This window comes from Bradyrhizobium sp. USDA 326, assembly GCF_049739485.1.
GTDB lineage: Bacteria > Pseudomonadota > Alphaproteobacteria > Rhizobiales > Xanthobacteraceae > Bradyrhizobium.
The window spans coordinates 5939543-5955960 of record NZ_JBMGQA010000001.1 but is presented as its reverse complement, the minus strand read 5'-3'; the positions used below and the strand labels follow the sequence as shown (position 1 = coordinate 5955960).

At 64.4% G+C, this 16418-nt stretch carries 15 protein-coding genes and 1 pseudogene; 5 read left to right on the top strand and 11 right to left on the bottom strand.

The genetic code is table 11. The features are described 5' to 3' along the window. Positions 1-59: 59 nt before the first annotated feature. From ABIG06_RS27870 to ABIG06_RS27825, 10 genes and pseudogenes are all read right to left on the bottom strand, one after another. Positions 60-1259, bottom strand: coding sequence for a CaiB/BaiF CoA transferase family protein (locus ABIG06_RS27870; RefSeq protein ID WP_124158773.1), 1200 nt, complete (start codon positions 1257-1259; stop codon positions 60-62). A gap of 129 nt (positions 1260-1388) precedes the next feature. Then, positions 1389-1595, bottom strand: coding sequence for a hypothetical protein (locus tag ABIG06_RS27865; protein ID WP_124158772.1), 207 nt, complete (start codon positions 1593-1595; stop codon positions 1389-1391). Positions 1596-1732: 137 nt separating this feature from the next. Next, positions 1733-2902 (bottom strand): acetyl-CoA acetyltransferase, encoded by a 1170-nt coding sequence (locus ABIG06_RS27860; protein WP_370139363.1) that lies wholly within the window; start codon positions 2900-2902, stop codon positions 1733-1735. Between the two features lie 60 nt (positions 2903-2962). Next, a complete protein-coding gene (gene eda / locus ABIG06_RS27855; RefSeq protein ID WP_199751333.1) occupies positions 2963-3613 on the bottom strand; it encodes a bifunctional 4-hydroxy-2-oxoglutarate aldolase/2-dehydro-3-deoxy-phosphogluconate aldolase in 651 nt (216 codons plus the stop codon). A 10-nt stretch (positions 3614-3623) separates the two neighbouring features. Further along, entirely contained in the window at positions 3624-4592 is a 969-nt protein-coding gene (locus ABIG06_RS27850) for a sugar kinase (protein ID WP_124158769.1), read from the bottom strand. Between the two features lie 23 nt (positions 4593-4615). Beyond that, entirely contained in the window at positions 4616-5602 is a 987-nt protein-coding gene (gene denD / locus ABIG06_RS27845; RefSeq protein WP_124158768.1) for a D-erythronate dehydrogenase, read from the bottom strand. Between the two features lie 64 nt (positions 5603-5666). Continuing rightward, positions 5667-6593: a carbohydrate ABC transporter permease gene (locus ABIG06_RS27840; RefSeq protein ID WP_370139362.1), complete on the bottom strand. Its 927-nt coding sequence runs from the start codon at positions 6591-6593 to the stop codon at positions 5667-5669. Next, positions 6586-7503, bottom strand: coding sequence for a carbohydrate ABC transporter permease (locus ABIG06_RS27835; RefSeq protein ID WP_370140920.1), 918 nt, complete (start codon positions 7501-7503; stop codon positions 6586-6588). The genes ABIG06_RS27840 and ABIG06_RS27835 overlap by 8 nt, the downstream gene beginning before the upstream one ends. A 101-nt stretch (positions 7504-7604) precedes the next feature. Then, positions 7605-8925 (bottom strand): annotated as a pseudogene (locus ABIG06_RS27830) (ABC transporter substrate-binding protein). Positions 8926-8978: 53 nt separating this feature from the next. Continuing rightward, the gene (locus tag ABIG06_RS27825; RefSeq protein WP_124158764.1) at positions 8979-10046 is read right to left on the bottom strand and encodes an ABC transporter ATP-binding protein; all 1068 of its coding nucleotides are present in this window, start codon (positions 10044-10046) and stop codon (positions 8979-8981) included. Positions 10047-10248: 202 nt separating this feature from the next. Here ABIG06_RS27825 and ABIG06_RS27820 point away from each other — a divergent pair, with 202 nt between their 5' ends. From ABIG06_RS27820 to ABIG06_RS27800, 5 genes are all read left to right on the top strand, one after another. Then, positions 10249-11349 (top strand): LacI family DNA-binding transcriptional regulator, encoded by a 1101-nt coding sequence (locus tag ABIG06_RS27820; RefSeq protein WP_370139361.1) that lies wholly within the window; start codon positions 10249-10251, stop codon positions 11347-11349. Positions 11350-11472: 123 nt separating this feature from the next. After that, positions 11473-13302, top strand: a complete 1830-nt coding sequence (locus ABIG06_RS27815; RefSeq protein WP_370139360.1) for an IlvD/Edd family dehydratase — start codon at positions 11473-11475, stop codon at positions 13300-13302. A gap of 134 nt (positions 13303-13436) precedes the next feature. Then, entirely contained in the window at positions 13437-14168 is a 732-nt protein-coding gene (locus ABIG06_RS27810) for an SDR family oxidoreductase (protein ID WP_370139359.1), read from the top strand. Positions 14169-14288: 120 nt separating this feature from the next. Beyond that, a complete protein-coding gene (locus ABIG06_RS27805) occupies positions 14289-15035 on the top strand; it encodes an SDR family NAD(P)-dependent oxidoreductase (protein WP_370139358.1) in 747 nt (248 codons plus the stop codon). A 24-nt stretch (positions 15036-15059) separates the two neighbouring features. Next, the gene (locus tag ABIG06_RS27800) at positions 15060-15392 is read left to right on the top strand and encodes a hypothetical protein (protein WP_124158759.1); all 333 of its coding nucleotides are present in this window, start codon (positions 15060-15062) and stop codon (positions 15390-15392) included. An 80-nt stretch (positions 15393-15472) separates the two neighbouring features. Here the strand turns inward: ABIG06_RS27800 and ABIG06_RS27795 are convergent, their stop codons facing one another. Next, a complete protein-coding gene (locus ABIG06_RS27795; protein WP_370139357.1) occupies positions 15473-16384 on the bottom strand; it encodes a DMT family transporter in 912 nt (303 codons plus the stop codon). Positions 16385-16418: the final 34 nt, after the last annotated feature.

The following is a 16418-nucleotide window of genomic DNA, read 5'->3' as shown; positions in this document are numbered from 1 at the left end:
CGATGCTGACGCATCGCCCCGGAATGACGGATGAGAGATTGCGCGCCATCACTTCCTCCCTACTCCGGGGCCGCGCGCGTGACGCCGTCGCGCACCATGGCCGCGATCTCGTCGGCGGAATAACCGATCTCGCGCAAAATCTCGGCGCCGTGCTCGTTGAGCCGCGGCGCCAGCCGCACGGGCTCGGCCTCCGACTCCGACCAGGTCGCCGTCACCTTCATGCTCCGGATCGGGCCCTCGGTCGGATGGGACACGACCGGAAAGAAATTCGTCGCCTCCAGGTGTTCATCGTGCAGGATCGAGGCGAGGTCGTGCATCGGCATGACCGGCACGTCGGCCTTGGTGAGCAGGTCGATCCACTCGGCCGTGGTGCGCGTCTCGAAGATGCGCGCAAGCTCGGCGTAGACCACATCGATGTTGGCGGCGCGGCCGGCGAAGGTCGCGAATTTGGGATCGGCGCGCAGATCGTCGCGCCCGGTGGCCTTGAAGAAGTTCTCCCACTGCTTGTCGTTGTAGACGATGACGCTAAGATGGCCGTCCGAGGTCTTGTAGGGCCTGCGGTCGCGCGAGAGGTGGCGGGCATAGCCGCCCTTGTCGAGCGGCGGGTCGAAGGTGAGCCCGCCCATGTGATCGCCCATGACGAAGCCGGCCATGGTCTCGAACATCGGGATGTCGACGCGCTGGCCGCGGCCGGTACGGTCGCGGTGCACGAGGCTGGCGCAGATCGCCCCGACGGCGGTGAGGCCGACGATGCGATCGACCAGCGCATTCGGCACGTAGCGCGGCACGCCGTCGCCGGTCTGCGCCATCAGAGCCGGAAGGGCCGTCGCGCCCTGGATCAGATCGTCATAGGCGGGCTTTGCGGCATAGGGCCCATCCTGGCCGAAGCCGAACACGCCGGCATAGACCAGGCGCGGGTTGATGGCGGACACGACATCGTAGCCGAGCTGAAGCCGCGCCATGGCCTGCGGGCGGACGTTGTAGACCAGGACATCGGCGTCCTTCAGCAGCCGCAGCACGGCCTCGCGGCCGGCGGGCTTTTTCAGGTCGAGGCAGATCGAGCGCTTGCTGCGGTTGGTGTTGAGAAACACCGGGCCCATGCCGGCGTGTCGCATCGGGCCGATCAGGCGGGTGACGTCGCCGTCCAGCGACTCCACCTTGATGACATCAGCTCCGTAGTCGCCGAGCATCTGGGTCGCATAAGGACCCATCAACACGGTGGTCATGTCGATGACCTTGATGCCCTTCAGAGGCCCCATCGTTCGCTCCCGATTGCGCGAGGCTCAAGACGCGGCCCGCGAATTCGGTCCAGCTAACGGCAGCGCCGCCGCTCGCGCAAGGGCGGGCGGCGTATGGCGGCATGCGCAGCGCGGCGGCGATATCGGCCGCTATTTCTTCTGGCGGGATTCCCGGATCTTCAGGAGCCGGTCGAGCTCTTCGTTCTGCTGGCTGATCCGGTCGGCGATGCGCGACTCGTTCTGCTCGCCCGAGGCGGCAGCTGCCTGCTCGATGAGCTGGCGGATATTGTCCTCGAGGATCGCGATGCGGTCGTTCAGCGCGTCCATCGACAGCGAGTCTTCGTAGTCATTGCTCATGATGCATTCCCTGCCAATCAATCAGGAGCATTAAAGGGTCCAGATCAGCCCATTATGATCTAGCGCAAAGGCAGTAGCGGTGGGTTACGCTGCAGACTGCGCTTCGCGCATCCGCCGGCTAACCCACCCTACAGAACCTATTTCAGCGGCTCCAATACGGAAACGTAGTTGGCGACGGCCGCGCCGCCCATGTTGAAGATGCCGCCGAGCTTGGCGTTCTTGAGCTGCATGCCCTCGGGCGCCTGCCCCGCGAGCTGCATCGCGGTCATCACATGCATCGAGACGCCGGTGGCGCCGATCGGATGGCCCTTGGCTTTCAGGCCGCCGGAGGGATTGACCGGCAGTTTGCCGTCCTTGAGGGTCCAGCCTTCCTTGATGGCGCGGGCGCCCTGCCCCTTCGGCGTCAGGCCCATCGCTTCATACTCGATCAGCTCGGCGACCGTGAAGCAGTCATGGGTCTCGACGAAGGAGAGATCGGACAGCGTCACGCCCGCTTTCTCCAGGGCGCGCTGCCAGGCGACCGTGCAGCCCTCGAACTGGAGGATGTCGCGCTTGCTCATCGGCAGGAAGTCCTGGGCGTGCGCGGTGGCGCGGAAGCCGATCGACTTGCTCATGCCCTTGGCGGTCTCGGCATCGGCCAGCACCAGCGCCGCGGCGCCATCGGAGACCAGCGAACAATCGGTGCGCTTCAAGGGGCCTGCGACGTAAGGGTTCTTCTCGCTCTCGGCGCGGCAGAAGTCGAAGCCGAAGTCCTTGCGCATCTGGGCGAAGGGATTGGCGACGCCGTTCTTGTGGTTCTTGGCCGCGATCAGCGCCAGCGCATCGGACTGGTCGCCGTATTTCTGGAAATAGGAACTGGCGATCTTGCCGAACACGCCCGCGAAGCCACCGACGGTGTCGCCGTCCTCGGGCAGGTAGGACGCCTTGAGCAGGTTCTTGCCGATCTCGGCGCTAGGGGTGCGCGTCATCTGCTCGACGCCGACGACCAGTACGATCTTGGCGGCCCCTGCGGCAATCGCGCGCAGGCCCTGGTGTACGGCGGCAGAGCCGGTGGCACAGGCGTTCTCGACCCGCGTCGCCGGCTTGAAGCGCAGCTGCGGGTCGGCCTGGAGCACCAGCGAGGCGGTAAAGTCCTGCGGCGAGAAGCCGGCGTTGAAATGGCCAAGCACGATCTCGTCGACGTCGCCAGCCGAAACGCCGGCATCCGCCAGCGCCTCGTTGGCGACCCGCACGACGAGGCTTTCCACAGTCTCGGTGTCGAACTTGCCGAACGGCGTATGTGCCCATCCGACGATGCTGGCGGTCATGGTCTTCTCTCCCTGAGGTCTCTCACCTGAACTAAGTCTTAGCGCAGGGATGGCAAGACTTCACGCGGCTTTCAGGGCCTGGAGGGTCCGCTGGCAGATGGCAGTTATGCCGGCCCAGTTCCCAGCCCGGATCTCCGCCGTCGGGCACAACCAGGAGCCGCCGACCGCAACCACGTTGGGCTCGGCGAGCCAGGTCGCCGCATTGGCCTCGCCGATCCCACCGGTCGGGCAGAACCGCACGCTCGGAAATGGCCCGCCAAGGGCGCGCAGGCCCTTGATGCCGCCGGCCTGCTCGGCCGGGAAGAACTTTGCGACGTCGAAGCCGTAGGACAGCGCCATCATCAGCTCGGAGGCCGTGGCGATGCCCGGCGCGAACGGCAAAGAGCTGTCGGTTGCGGCCCTGAGGAGATCGGGGGTCAGGCCCGGGCTGATCCCAAATGCGACGCCGAGCTTCTCGACACGGGTGAAGTCGGCCGGATTGAGAATGGTGCCGATGCCGACGATCGCCTCGGGTACTTCGGCCATCATCGCCCTCGCGGCCTCGATCGCAACGGGGGTGCGCAGGGTCACCTCCAGCGTGCGGACGCCGCCGGCAACCAGCGCGCGCGCCAGCGGCACGGCATCCTGGATTCGCTCGATGGTGAGGACGGGAATGACGGTTGCCGCCTTGAACAGCGAGACGAGGTGGTTCTGTTGGGCAGTCGTGGTCATGGGTCTCGATTCATTTGGTCGCTTGACGAGAGGCCGCCGGCCGGTGCCGCTTCTTCGGCGGCATGGCATAGCCTGGAATGATGGCGCCGGGATAGCAGATCACGATGCTGGCGAGGCGATGTCCGGCCCGGGCGGCCTCGGCCGGATCGGAACCGGCGAGCCGCGCCGCGATATAGGCCGCGGCAAAACTGTCGCCGGCAGCGGTGGTGTCGACGACCGGCTTCGTCATGGGTTCGGCGCGAACCTCGCTGGTTCCGCCGGGAAAGCGCAGCAGGCTGACGGGCTCGGCGAGCCGGAACACCAGCTCCGGGCTCGGGATACGCGCCATCAGCTGGTCCTGGCTCTCGCCGGGATAGAGCGCGAGCAGATCCTCGGTCGAGGTCAGCACGATGTCGGCGGTCGCGAAGGCTGCAGCGAAGACCTCGCGGGCGACGTCGCGATCCGGCCAGCCCCGCGCACGAAAATTGGTGTCGAACACGAAGCGGGTGCCGAGCAGGCGGGCACGCTTGATCGCCGCGAACAGGCGATCGCGCCCGACCGCATCATAGATCGAGAGCGTGATCGCGGAGAGATAGACGATGTCGTAGCTCATCAGCGAGTTGAGAATCTCGTCCGTCTCCGGCAGGCTCATCAGCTGCCGCGCCGCCGCGCTGTCACGCCAGTGGAAGAACTGGCGCTCGCCCTTCGCATCCAGCTGGATCATGTAGAGGCCGGGCAGCTTGCCCGCCAGCCGCACGACACGCCGCGTGCCGACGCTCTCCGCATTCCAAGCCGCGATCATCTCGTCGCTGAGACCGTCATCGCCCAGCGCTGTGAGATAGTCGACCTTGACGTCGAGCCGCGCCAAATAGACGGCGGTGTTGAGGGTATCACCGCCGAAGCCTCGTGAGTACAGGCCGCCCCCCTGCCCGGCAGACGCGCCTCCTTGCGCCTGCCTGAGCTCAACCATGCATTCGCCGATGCAAGCAACGCTCGCCATCACTCAACTCGTTCGGTCAGAGGTCAGGCGACGAAATTGCCGCCGAGCTCGTCTTCGATGTGAATGCGGATGATGTCGTCGAAAGTCTTCTCGGCGGTGGTGAAGCCGAGCTCGCGCGCACGCTTTGGATCGAAATTGCGCGGCCAGCCGCCGACGATGCCGACGATGAAGGGATCCGGCTCGCGCTTGATGCGGGCGGCGACCTTTTCGCCGGCAACCCGCTTCAGGGCGGCGATCTGCTCGCCGACCGTCGCCGACAGGCCCGGCATCGTCAGATTGCGGCGCGGGCCGACGGTGGCGAGGTCCATGGTGCCGGCGTGAACCAGGAAGCCGACGGCCGAGCGCGGCGTGGCGTGCCAGTGGCGGACGTCCTCGGACACCGGCAGGATCGCCTCCTTGCCGGCGAGCGGCTCGCGCAGGATGTTGGAGAAGAAGCCCGATGCGGCCTTGTTGGGCAGGCCGGGGCGGATGCAGATGGTCGGAAGGCGGATGCCGATGCCGTCGAGAAAGCCGCGGCGCGAATAGTCGGCGAGCAGGAGTTCGCCGATCGCTTTCTGGGTGCCGTAGCTGAGCAGCGGGGTGTGGAAGAACTCGTCGCCGATCGCATCCGGAAACGGGGCACCGAACACCGCGATCGAGGACGTGAAGACCACGCGCGGCTTGTAGCCGCCGCCAACGAGCCTGATCGCGTCGAGCAGCATCCGCGTGCCGTCGAGATTGATCCGGTAGCCCTTGTCGAAATCCAGCTCGGCCTCGCCCGAAACGATCGCGGCGAGATGGAAGATCACGTCGGGGCGGCCGGCGATCAGCTTCTCGGCCGCGCCCGGCACGGCGAAATCGCCCGACACGGTCTCGACGGGGAAACCGGCCTTCTCCGGCTTCTTGGGCTCGACCACGTCATGCATGGTCAATCTCGTGATGTCGCTCTTGCCGAGCCGGCCGTCGCGCAACAGCCGTTCGCAGAGCTTGCGGCCGACCATGCCGGCAGCGCCCAGAACCAGAATGTGCAAGAGCCTACTCCTTCTTATTGGCTGGAGCGCACCGCTCCTGATGCGCCCTCGGCAAGCCCCGCGATCATTCCTTCACGGCGCCGGTCATCGCCGACACATAATGCTCCACGAAGAAGGCGTAAAGGATCACGAGCGGCAGCGAGCCGGCCAGGGCTCCGGCCATCAGCGAGCCCCAGCGGTAGATGTCACCGTCCACGAACTCGTTGACGATCGCGACCGGCACCGTCTTGTTGCTGGTCGACTGCAGGAAGGTCAACGCATAGATGAACTCGTTCCAGCACAGAGTGAAGCAGAAGATGAAGGCCGAGATCAGACCGGGAATCGCGAGCGGCACCACGATCTTGACCAGGATCTGCCAGCGGCTCGCCCCGTCGATCAGCGCGCACTCCTCGAGCTCGAACGGGATGGTCTTGAAATAGCCCATCAACAGCCAGGTCGAGAACGGAATCAGGATCGTCGGATAGGTCAGGATCAGCGCCAGCGGCGAGTCGAAAAGACCGTACTGATACACGACGGTTGCGAGTGGAATGAACAGGATCGACGGCGGCACGAGATAGGCGAGGAAGATCAGTCCCCCGACCAGATTGGCGCCCTTGTAGCGCAACCGCACGATGGCGTAGGCCGCGAACACCGATGCGACGATCGAGAGCACCGTGGCGCAGATCGCCACGTACATCGTGTTCCAGAGCCAGTGCGGATAATAGCTCTCGAACAGCAGCTTGTGGAAATGCTTGAAAGTCGGATTCCAGGTCCAGAACGGGTTGTACTTGTCGAGATCGAGCAACTGCTCGTCCGGCTTCACCGAGGTCAGCGCCATCCAGTAGAACGGAAACAGCAGGACCACGACGATGATCGTGAGCGGCAGATAGAGTGTCACGAGCCTGCGCGGCACCGACTGCAGGTAGCTCATGCCCTCGCTGTGGTCGGCCGTAGGCGCCGAGCCCGAAAGCACATTCTTGAGATCGATGGATCTGGTGGGCAGGTCAGTCATTGCTCTCTCCCTGCTGCCACTTGCGCCGCTGCAGGCCGAACCAGGACACCATGATCGCAGCGAGCAGGAACGGGATCATGGCGCTGGAGATCGCCGCGCCCTCGCCGAGCTGCCCGGCGATGATCGCCCGCTGATAGGACAGCGTGGCCATCAGGTGGGTTGCGTTGACCGGGCCGCCACGCGTCATCGCCCAGATCAGCTGGAAGTCGGTGAAGGTGAAGAGCACTGAAAACGTCATCACGACGGCGATGATCGGCGTCAACAGCGGATAGGTGATATAGCGGAAATTCTGCCACCGCGTGGCGCCGTCGAGCGTTGCGGCCTCATAGAGCGAGGGCGAGACGGTCTGCAGGCCGGCGAGCAGCGTGATCGCCACGAACGGAACGCCGCGCCAGACATTGGCGAAGATCACGCAGATCCGCGCCCAGGTGGTGTCGCCGAGGAAATTGATGTTCTGGCTGATCAGTCCGAGGTGTTTCAGCGACCAGGAGATGATCGAGAATTGCGAGTCGAATATCCACCAGAAGGCGAGTGCCGAGAGCACGGTCGGAACGATGAAGGGGATGAGCACCATCGCGCGCAGCATCGCCTTGAAGGGCATGTGCTCGTTGAGCAGCAGCGCGAGATAGAGTCCGATGGCGAATTTGAAGGCACTGGCGACGAAGGTGTAGAGCAGCGTGTTGAACACCGACAACCAGAAGATGGAGTCGTCCCAGAGCCACTCATAGTTCTCGGTGGCGACGAAGTGCCCGACCCTGCCGATGCGGGTGTCGGTGAAGGACAGCCAGATGCCGAGCCCGAGCGGATAGGCCAGGAAAAAGATCAGGAACGCCATGGCCGGCACCATGAACCAGAAGCCGAGCCAGTTGCGATTGTGTTTGAGCTGGGTCCAGGCGCTCGCCTCGCTCATCTGAGGCTTGGCCCGGGGAATTGCGACATCAGCCATGCCCGATATCCCTGATCGAAAGTGTTGGCGAGCGGGCGGCCGGACGGCCGCCCGCCCCGTGACCGTCAGCGATAGATGCGCTTCAGCTGGCGCTCGGCTTCCGCCATCGCGCTCTTCGCATCCTTGGCGCCGGTGCAGTAGTTAGCGAACATGTCGACGACGATGAAGTCGGCGATTGCGGTCGCCGCCTTTTCGCCGACCGTGCCGATACCGGACGCCGGCAGCGTGCGCTTGGACGCCTGCGCGAACACGGCATTCTTGGGATCCGCCGTCCAGATCGGCGCCGACTCATAGGCGTTCAAGGTCTGCGTCAGATAGCCCTGCGCGCCATCCAGCCACTTCTCGTAGTTCTCCTTCTCCAGCATGAAGGCAACGAAGGCCTTCGCCGCGTTCGGATATTTGGTGAAGTTGAAGGCGAGGATCGGCAGCGCGAGCTGCAGCTCGGTCGGCTTGCCGACTGGTCCGACCGGCCAGAGCGCGTGATAGGTGTCCGCGGCAAGCTCCTTCTTGCTCGCGTCGGTCTTGGCAGCGACGTAGATCGAGATGCCGTTCGCCGTGCAGTAGAGCTCGCCCGCGAGGAACGCCTTGTTGTTGGAGGAATCGTTCCAGGACGCCGTGCCCGGGATGAAGCTCTCGTACAGCCCCTTGCAGTACTCCAGCGCCTTCGCCGTCTCCGGCGAGTTGATGATGATCTTGTCGTTCTGGTCGACCGTGTAGGCCCCGTGGCCCCACAGCACCCAGTGCAGCCAGGAATTGCCGTCGCCCGATGCGTGCCCGAGCGCGAAGCCGGCCGGCGTGTTGTTGGCCTTCAGGGCGCTTGCACATCTCGAGGAAGCCGGGGAAATCCTTCGGGAATTCCTTGAAGCCCGCCTTCTCGAGCGCCGACTTGCGGTACGTCATGTAACCGCCATTGGTCGCGACGGGAATGCCGAGCCAGTCATTGCCCTGCTTGCAGGTCTTGGCGGCCGCATCGGTCCAGCCGCCGTATTTGTTGCCGAGATAATCGGCGACGTCATTCATCTTCAGCACTTTGGTGGGGAACAACTGCGGCAGCGTGTGCAAGCCCCAGGCAAGATCGAGCCCGGAACCGGTATTGGCCGCAACCGAGGCCTTCGGCTGCACGTCCTCGAAGGATTCGCTGAACACGTTCATCTCGGTGCCGGTCGCAGCCTTGAATGCCGCCACCATCGCGTTGAATGCATCGTCCTCCTGCGGCACGAAGCGCTTCCACCGCATCACGGTGAGCTTGGCGCCGGGCTCGGCCTTCCAGGGCGCGCTCTGCGCCCAGGCCTTGGCGAAGTCGAACAGTGCCGGCCCGGTCAGCATGCCGGTCGCAGCCAGTGCCGTTCCGCCTTGAAGCAGAGTGCGGCGGGTAAAGTCTTGCATGTTGTCCTCCCTGTGATGCTTTTTTGTCGTGTTATGCTTCGTGGTCTAATGCGCTACGCGTTCATGCGCTTGCCTGTCGCATCGTCGAACAGATGAACGAGTGACGGGTCGGGCTTCAGCCGTACCTTGTCGCCCGGGTTGAACTGGTGACGCTCGCGGAAGACCGCGACGACCTGCTCGCCGCCGACCTTGGCGAACACCTGCGTCTCCGAGCCGGTCGGCTCGACCACGATGATCTCGGCCTCGGCGCCATCGTCGGCGATGGTGAAATGCTCCGGCCGCACGCCATACACGGCAGGACGGCCATCGGAGCCGGCCGGCGCAGTCTTGAGCGGCAGCTTGACGCCGTTCGGCCCCTCGAACGTGGCAACGCCGTTGACGCGGACATGGCCCTTGAGGAAGTTCATCGCGGGCGAGCCGATGAAGCCCGCGACGAACTGGTTGTCGGGCTTGTCGTAGAGCTCGAGCGGCGTGCCCATCTGTTCGACGATGCCGTCATGCATGACGACGATCTTGTCGGCCATGGTCATGGCCTCGATCTGGTCGTGGGTGACGTAGACGGTCGTCGTCTTCAGCCGCTGGTGCAGCTCCTTGATTTCGGTACGCATCGCGACGCGCAGCTTGGCATCCAGGTTCGACAAGGGCTCGTCGAACAGAAAGACCTGCGGATCGCGCACGATGGCTCGGCCCATGGCGACGCGCTGGCGCTGGCCTCCGGAGAGCTGGCGCGGATAGCGGTCGAGCAGCGGCGACAGCGCGAGGATCTCGGCGGCACGCTTGACGCGCTTGTTGATCTCGTCGGCGCTCGCGTTCCGCAGCTTCAGCGAGAAGCCCATATTCTCGGCTACCGTCATGTGCGGATAGAGCGCGTAGTTCTGGAACACCATCGCAATGTCCCGCTCCTTGGGCTGGACATTGTTGACGACGCGGTCGCCGATCGAGATCGTGCCGGAGGTGATGTTCTCGAGACCGGCGAGCATGCGCAGAAGGGTCGACTTGCCGCAGCCGGAAGGGCCGACCAGGACGACGAACTGGCCATCCTCGATCGGAATCGTCACGCCGTGCAGGACTTCAAAATTGCCGAACGATTTCCGCACGTCGCGGATTTGCACAGACGACATCTAGCTCCCTCCTCGAAAGTCCACGACGCCTCTCGCGCCGCGACCGTCTTGTTTTTTCAGACTTCACCGAACGAAGCCCGATCTTGGCGGGCGACATTGTCGGCAGTTTGTGCGGTTTTGGCAATTTGTCTTTGGTTAGTCGTTGCTGGTAGCGCTGTCAACGTTCCTTTGTTTGCGGGACCGACTGTGTTAAGAGCAGCAAATGGGTCGAAAACGCACCAAGTCAGGCAAAATCCGGCTGGCCGAAGTCGCCGAGCTCGCCGGCGTCAGCCCGATTACTGCGTCCCGCTTCTTCCGCAATCCGGAGGCCCTGTCGGTCGCCAAGCGGACGCGGGTCGAGAGCGCCGCCAAGGAGCTCGGCTATGTGCCGAACCTTGCCGCACGCGCACTGGCCTCGCAGCGCACCGAAGTCATCGGTGTATTGATCCCCTCCCTCACCAATAACGTGTTCTCGGACGTGCTGCGCGGCATCTACGACGCGTCAGAGAGCAGCCGTTACTCGATCCAGTTGTCCAACACGCGCTACAGCATTCTCCAGGAAGAGAAGTTGCTGCGCCTGTTTCTGGCGCAGAAGCCGGCCGGGCTGATCGTCACCGGCATCGACCAGACCGCGGAATCGCGCGCGATGCTGGACGCCGCGGACTGCCCGATCGTGCAGATCATGGAGATCGGGCCGGATCCGGTCGACATGATGATCGGCTTTTCGCACTATGATGCAGCCCGCGCGGTGGTTGCGCACCTGTTCGAGCAAGGTCACCGCAAGATCGGCTTCGTCGGTGCGCGCATGGACCCGCGGGTGCAGCGACGGCTGGACGGATATGTCTCGGCCATGAAGGACGCTGGACTGTTCGAGCAGCGCCTCGTCGTCACGACGGCCACACCGACCTCGGTGACACTCGGCGGAGCCCTGTTCACCGATCTCCTGGCGCGGGAGCCCGATATCGATGCGGTGTTCTGCGCCAATGACGACCTCGCGCTCGGCGTACTGTTCGAATGCCGGCGCCGGGAGATCGCCGTCCCCGGGCAGATCGCGATCGTCGGCTTCAACGACCTCGAATTCATGGCCTCCGCCGTCCCCACCCTCACCAGCGTCCGCACTAACCGCTACGAGATGGGGAAGACGGCCGCCACCATGCTGATCAACGCGATCGAAGGGCGACGCCCAGAGCATCCAGTGCTCGATCTCGGCTTCAAGGTGATCGAACGGCAAAGCTCGTCGGCACGACGTTCGGACAGCAGGCCGGCCGTTTCCGGCGCGGGCGCAGCGAACAAAATGATAGCGTTACCAAGTAGCCGCGACTAGTATTCGGACTCGTGAGGAAACGACCCGCCAGCGGGAACGCAGATCATCGCTCGCGCCGTTGGGCATCGCACATGCCGACACCATGAGACGCACGCCGGTGCGTTTGCATTGCAGGAGAAACCAATGACAAAGAAACCAACCAATGGGCATGCCGCCGGCAGCAACGGCTCTCGCCGCCATCTTCGCTCGCAGGAATGGTTCAACAACCCGCACAATCCGGGCATGACCGCGCTCTATATGGAGCGCTACCTGAACTACGGCCTCACCCGTGCCGAGCTGCAGTCCGGCAAGCCGATCATCGGCATCGCCCAGACCGGCAACGATCTCTCTCCCTGCAACCGCCATCACATCGAGCTCGCCCATCGCGTTCGCGAGGGCATCCGCGAAGCCGGCGGGATCGCGATGGAATTCCCGACCCACCCGATCCAGGAGACCGGCAAGCGCCCGACCGCCGCACTCGATCGCAACCTCGCCTATCTCGGCCTCGTCGAGGTACTCTACGGCTATCCGCTCGACGGCGTCGTGCTGACCACCGGCTGCGACAAGACCACACCGGCCTGCATGATGGCGGCGGCCACCGTGAACCTGCCTGCGATCGTGCTGTCGGGCGGCCCGATGCTGAACGGCTGGCACAATGGCGAGCGCACCGGCTCCGGCACCATTGTCTGGAAATCGCGCGAGCGGCTCGCGGCCGGCGAGATCGACTATGAAGAGTTCATGGAGATCGTGGCCTCCTCGGCGCCCTCGGTCGGTCATTGCAACACCATGGGCACCGCCTCGACCATGAACGGGCTTGCCGAAGCGCTCGGCTTCTCGCTGCCGGGCTGCGCGGCGATCCCCGCGCCCTATCGCGAACGCGGCCAGATCGCTTACGAGACTGGCAAGCGCATCGTCGAGATGGTCTGGGAGGACCTCAAGCCCTCGGACATCCTGACCCGCAAGGCGTTCGAGAACTGCATCGTGATCAATTCGGCGATCGGCGGCTCGACCAACGCGCCGATCCACATCAACGCGCTGGCCCGCCACATCGGCGTCGAGCTCTCGATCGAGGACTGGCAGAAGGTCGGCCACGACGTGCCGCTCTTGGTCAACATGCAGCCGGCCGGCTTCTATCTCGGGGAGGAATTCCACCGCGCCGGCGGCGTCCCGGCCGTGGTGCGCGAGCTGATGAAGCACAAGCGCATCCACGAGGATGCGGTCACGGTCAACGGCCGCGGCATCGGCGAGAACTGCAAGAATGCGCCGACGCCCGACAACGACGTGATCTGGGCTTACGACAAGCCGCTGGTGAAGGACGCCGGCTTCCTGGTGCTGAAGGGCAACCTGTTCGACTCCGCGATCATGAAGACCAGCGTGATCTCCAAGGAATTCCGCGACCGCTATCTCAGCAACCCGAAGGACCTCAACGCTTTCGAGGGCCGCGCCATCGTGTTCGAAGGACCCGAGGACTATCACGAGCGGATCGACGATCCCTCGCTCGACATCGACGAGGGCTGCGTGCTGTTCATCCGCGGCACCGGTCCGATCGGTTATCCCGGCGGCGCCGAGGTCGTGAACATGCAACCGCCGGCAGCCTTGATCAAACGCGGCATCCTGTCCCTGCCCTGCATCGGCGACGGCCGCCAGTCCGGCACCTCGGGCTCGCCCTCGATCCTCAATGCTTCGCCGGAAGCCGCCGCCAATGGCGGTCTTGCGATCCTGAAGACCGGCGACAAGGTGCGTATCGACCTCAACAAGGGCAGCGCCAACATCATGATCTCGGACGAGGAGCTGAAGAAGCGCCATGCCGAGCTCAAGGCCAATGGCGGCTTCAAGCATCCGCCGAACCAGACGCCGTGGCAGGAGATCTACCGCAACACCGTCGGCCAGCAGTCGACGGGCGCCTGCATGGAGCTTGCCACGCGCTATCAGAACGTCGCCGGCACGTTTGGCGTGGCGCGGGATAATCACTGAGAGCCGCACCGTCATTGCGAGTGAAGCGAAGCAATCCAGAGCTATATCCGTGGAGACAGTCTGGACTGCTTCGTCGCAAGAGCTCCTCGCAATGACGCTGGGTTCGGATCGGAACGCATAAGGGAGACAAGCAAATGGCAGACCGCCTCAAGGGCAAGCGCGCCGTCGTCACGGCTGCTGCGGCAGGCATCGGGCGCGCATGCGCCATCGCATTCGCGCGTGAAGGTGCGACCGTGATCGCCACCGACATCAACGAAGCCGGCATCGCGAGCCTGACCAAGGAAGGAATCGCCGAGGTCGCCAAGCTCGACGTCCGCAACACCGCCGACGTCAACGCCTTTGCCAAGCGCATCGGCAAGATCGACATCCTGCTCAACGCGGCGGGCTTCGTGCACCACGGCACCATCCTGGAGTGCTCGGAAGAGGATTTCGACTTTTCGTTCGACCTCAACGTCAAATCGATGCACCGGACCATCAAGGCCTTCCTGCCCGACATGCTCGCGGGCGGCGGCGGCAGCATCGTCAACATCTCCTCCTGCGCGGCGCTACGGCCGCCGGCCAACCGCTACGTCTACAGCGCGTCGAAAGCGGCGGTGTCGCTGCTGACGCGCGCAGTCGCGCTCGACTTCATCACCAAGGGCATCCGCTGCAACTCGATCTGCCCCGGTACCGTCGAGACCCCTTCGATGCTCGACCGCGCCGCCGCGCAAGGACCGCAGGGCAAGGAGATGTTCATCTCCCGCCAGAAGATGGGCCGGCTCGGCACCGCCGAGGAGATCGCGTCCATGGCGGTCTATCTCGGCAGCGACGAGAGCGCTTTCACCACCGGCGTCGACCTGGTTGTCGACGGCGGCTACATGCTCTGATCACTCCTCATCCCGAGGAGGGCGCGACTGCGCCGTCTCGAGGGATGGGCCACGGGCTTCATGGTTCGAGGGCGCGCCAGGTGCGCGCTCCTCACCATGAGGGATAGGGAGGGTTTCTCGATGAACAAGATCGATCTCAACGGCCGCCTCGCCATCGTCACGGGCGGCGCACAGGGCTTTGGCCGCGCCATCAGCGAGCGCTTTGTCGCTTCCGGCGCCAAGGTCGCCATCTGGGACTTCGACGTCGCACTCGCCGAAAAGACCGCAAAAGAGATCGGCGGCGAAACAGAGGCGTTCAAGGTCGACGTCACCGACACCGCGGCCGTCGAGCAGGCGCGCGATGCCACGCTGGCCGCCTTCGGCAGGATCGACATCCTGGTCAACAATGCCGGCATCGCCGGGGTCAACAAGCCGGTCTGGGAGACAGATCTGGAGGAATGGCGCAAGGTGCTGCGCATCAACCTCGACGGTCCTTTCATCGTCTGCAAGGCGATCGTGCCCCAAATGCTCAAGCAGAAATACGGGCGGATCGTGAACATCGCCTCGATCGCCGGCAAGGAAGGCAATCCGAACGCGTCGCACTATTCCGCCTCCAAGGCCGGCCTGATCGCGCTGACGAAGTCCCTCGGCAAGGAGCTCGCCGCCCATGACATCCTCGTCAACGCGGTGACGCCGGCGGCGGCGAAGACCGCGATCTTCGACCAGATGACGCAGCAGCACATCGACTTCATGCTGTCGAAGATCCCGAAGGGACGCTTCGTGCTGGTGGAGGAGCTCGCCGCGATGGTGGCCTGGCTCGCGTCCGAGGACTGCGCATTCTCGACCGGCGCGGTGTTCGACATCTCCGGCGGACGCGCGACTTATTGAGGAGCGCCATGATCCGGGAAGCGCGTGCGGTTCAAGGCGGAGGACGAGTCGCTCAACATCCGCATCTGCCACTGCGATGAGGAGAGCTTGATGGAGTTCTATTGGGAAACCAAAGACGGCAAGTGGTTGCTGCGTCCCGCCGTCGAGGCGCTGGAGCAGGCTCCTATCACCGTCGAGCAGGAGGACTGGTATTGGCTCGTGAAGATCGGCGGCCGTCCTCTCAATTTCCGCTTCACGGGTCTGATAGGTGCGAGGCAGAGCGCTTGGGAGTACGTCAAGCGCTACAGTCACATGCACTATGGCATCAAGTCGGTCACGCTGCGGACGATCGAGGAGCCTCAGCGATCAGCTTCATGAAGACCTCAGGCTTGCTCATCGCCTGCCTTGCGTCGCGCTGACCGCCTGACGCCGTATCCGGGAACGATCCCGACCTGACGTCAGGTCGGACGTGACGCAGACGCGCTCGCCTCTTGCGCATGACGGCGCGTCGTCGTCGCGATCCAGATCCCGGCAAACACCGCGACAATGCCCGCCGCCAGATTCCAGCGCAGCGGTTCGTTCAGCAGCCAGGCCCCGACCAGCGATGCCGTGATCGGATTGACCGTCACCGAGATCGCAACGCGCGTCGGCGTCGTCCGCTCCAGCGCGAACGCCCAGAGATAGAAGGTCAGCGCTGCGCCGAAGGCACCCAAATAGAGGGCGCCCAGCCACTGTGGCATTCCGAAGCCCGCGACGAGCGCAAAACTGCCGCGGATAGACGAGAGCAGGATGAGGCAGGCCGCGCCGGCCGCCATGCTCATGGTCGTAAAGGCGATCGGACTGGAGCGCCGGATCAACGGCTTCGACCAGATGCCGTAGAGCGCCATGCACAGCGCAGCCGCCATCATCAGGAGATCGCCGCGCCAGGCGCCCGACGGGGCTGATGTCAGGTCGGACAGAAGCGCCACAGCAACGCCAAGCGTCGCGATCACGACACCGACCGATTTGCGCCAGGTCAGGGCTTCGGCCCCGAGCGCAGCCCCGATCACGAGCGACAGCAAAGGAAGCGTCGACAGAGCCAGCGCGCCGCGCGCGGCGGTCGTGAAGATCAGCGACGCGTTGAACAGGATCGGAAACAGCGCGAAGAACAGGACGCCGAGCGCGACGGCGGCGGCCCAATCGCCTCGCTTCGGCCGGCGATCGCCGCGCAGCAGCGCCAGCGGAAGCAACAGGAGAAAGCCGATACCGAACCGGAACGAGCCGATCGCGAGCGGATCGATGCTCCCCACGAGATAACGCGTGGCACCAATGGATGTCCCGCCCAGCGCGCTCGACAGCACGGCAGCAAAAACGCCAAGAATCTCGCCCACGATTCCTCCCAACGGCTCTAGGGCAGCATAGGAG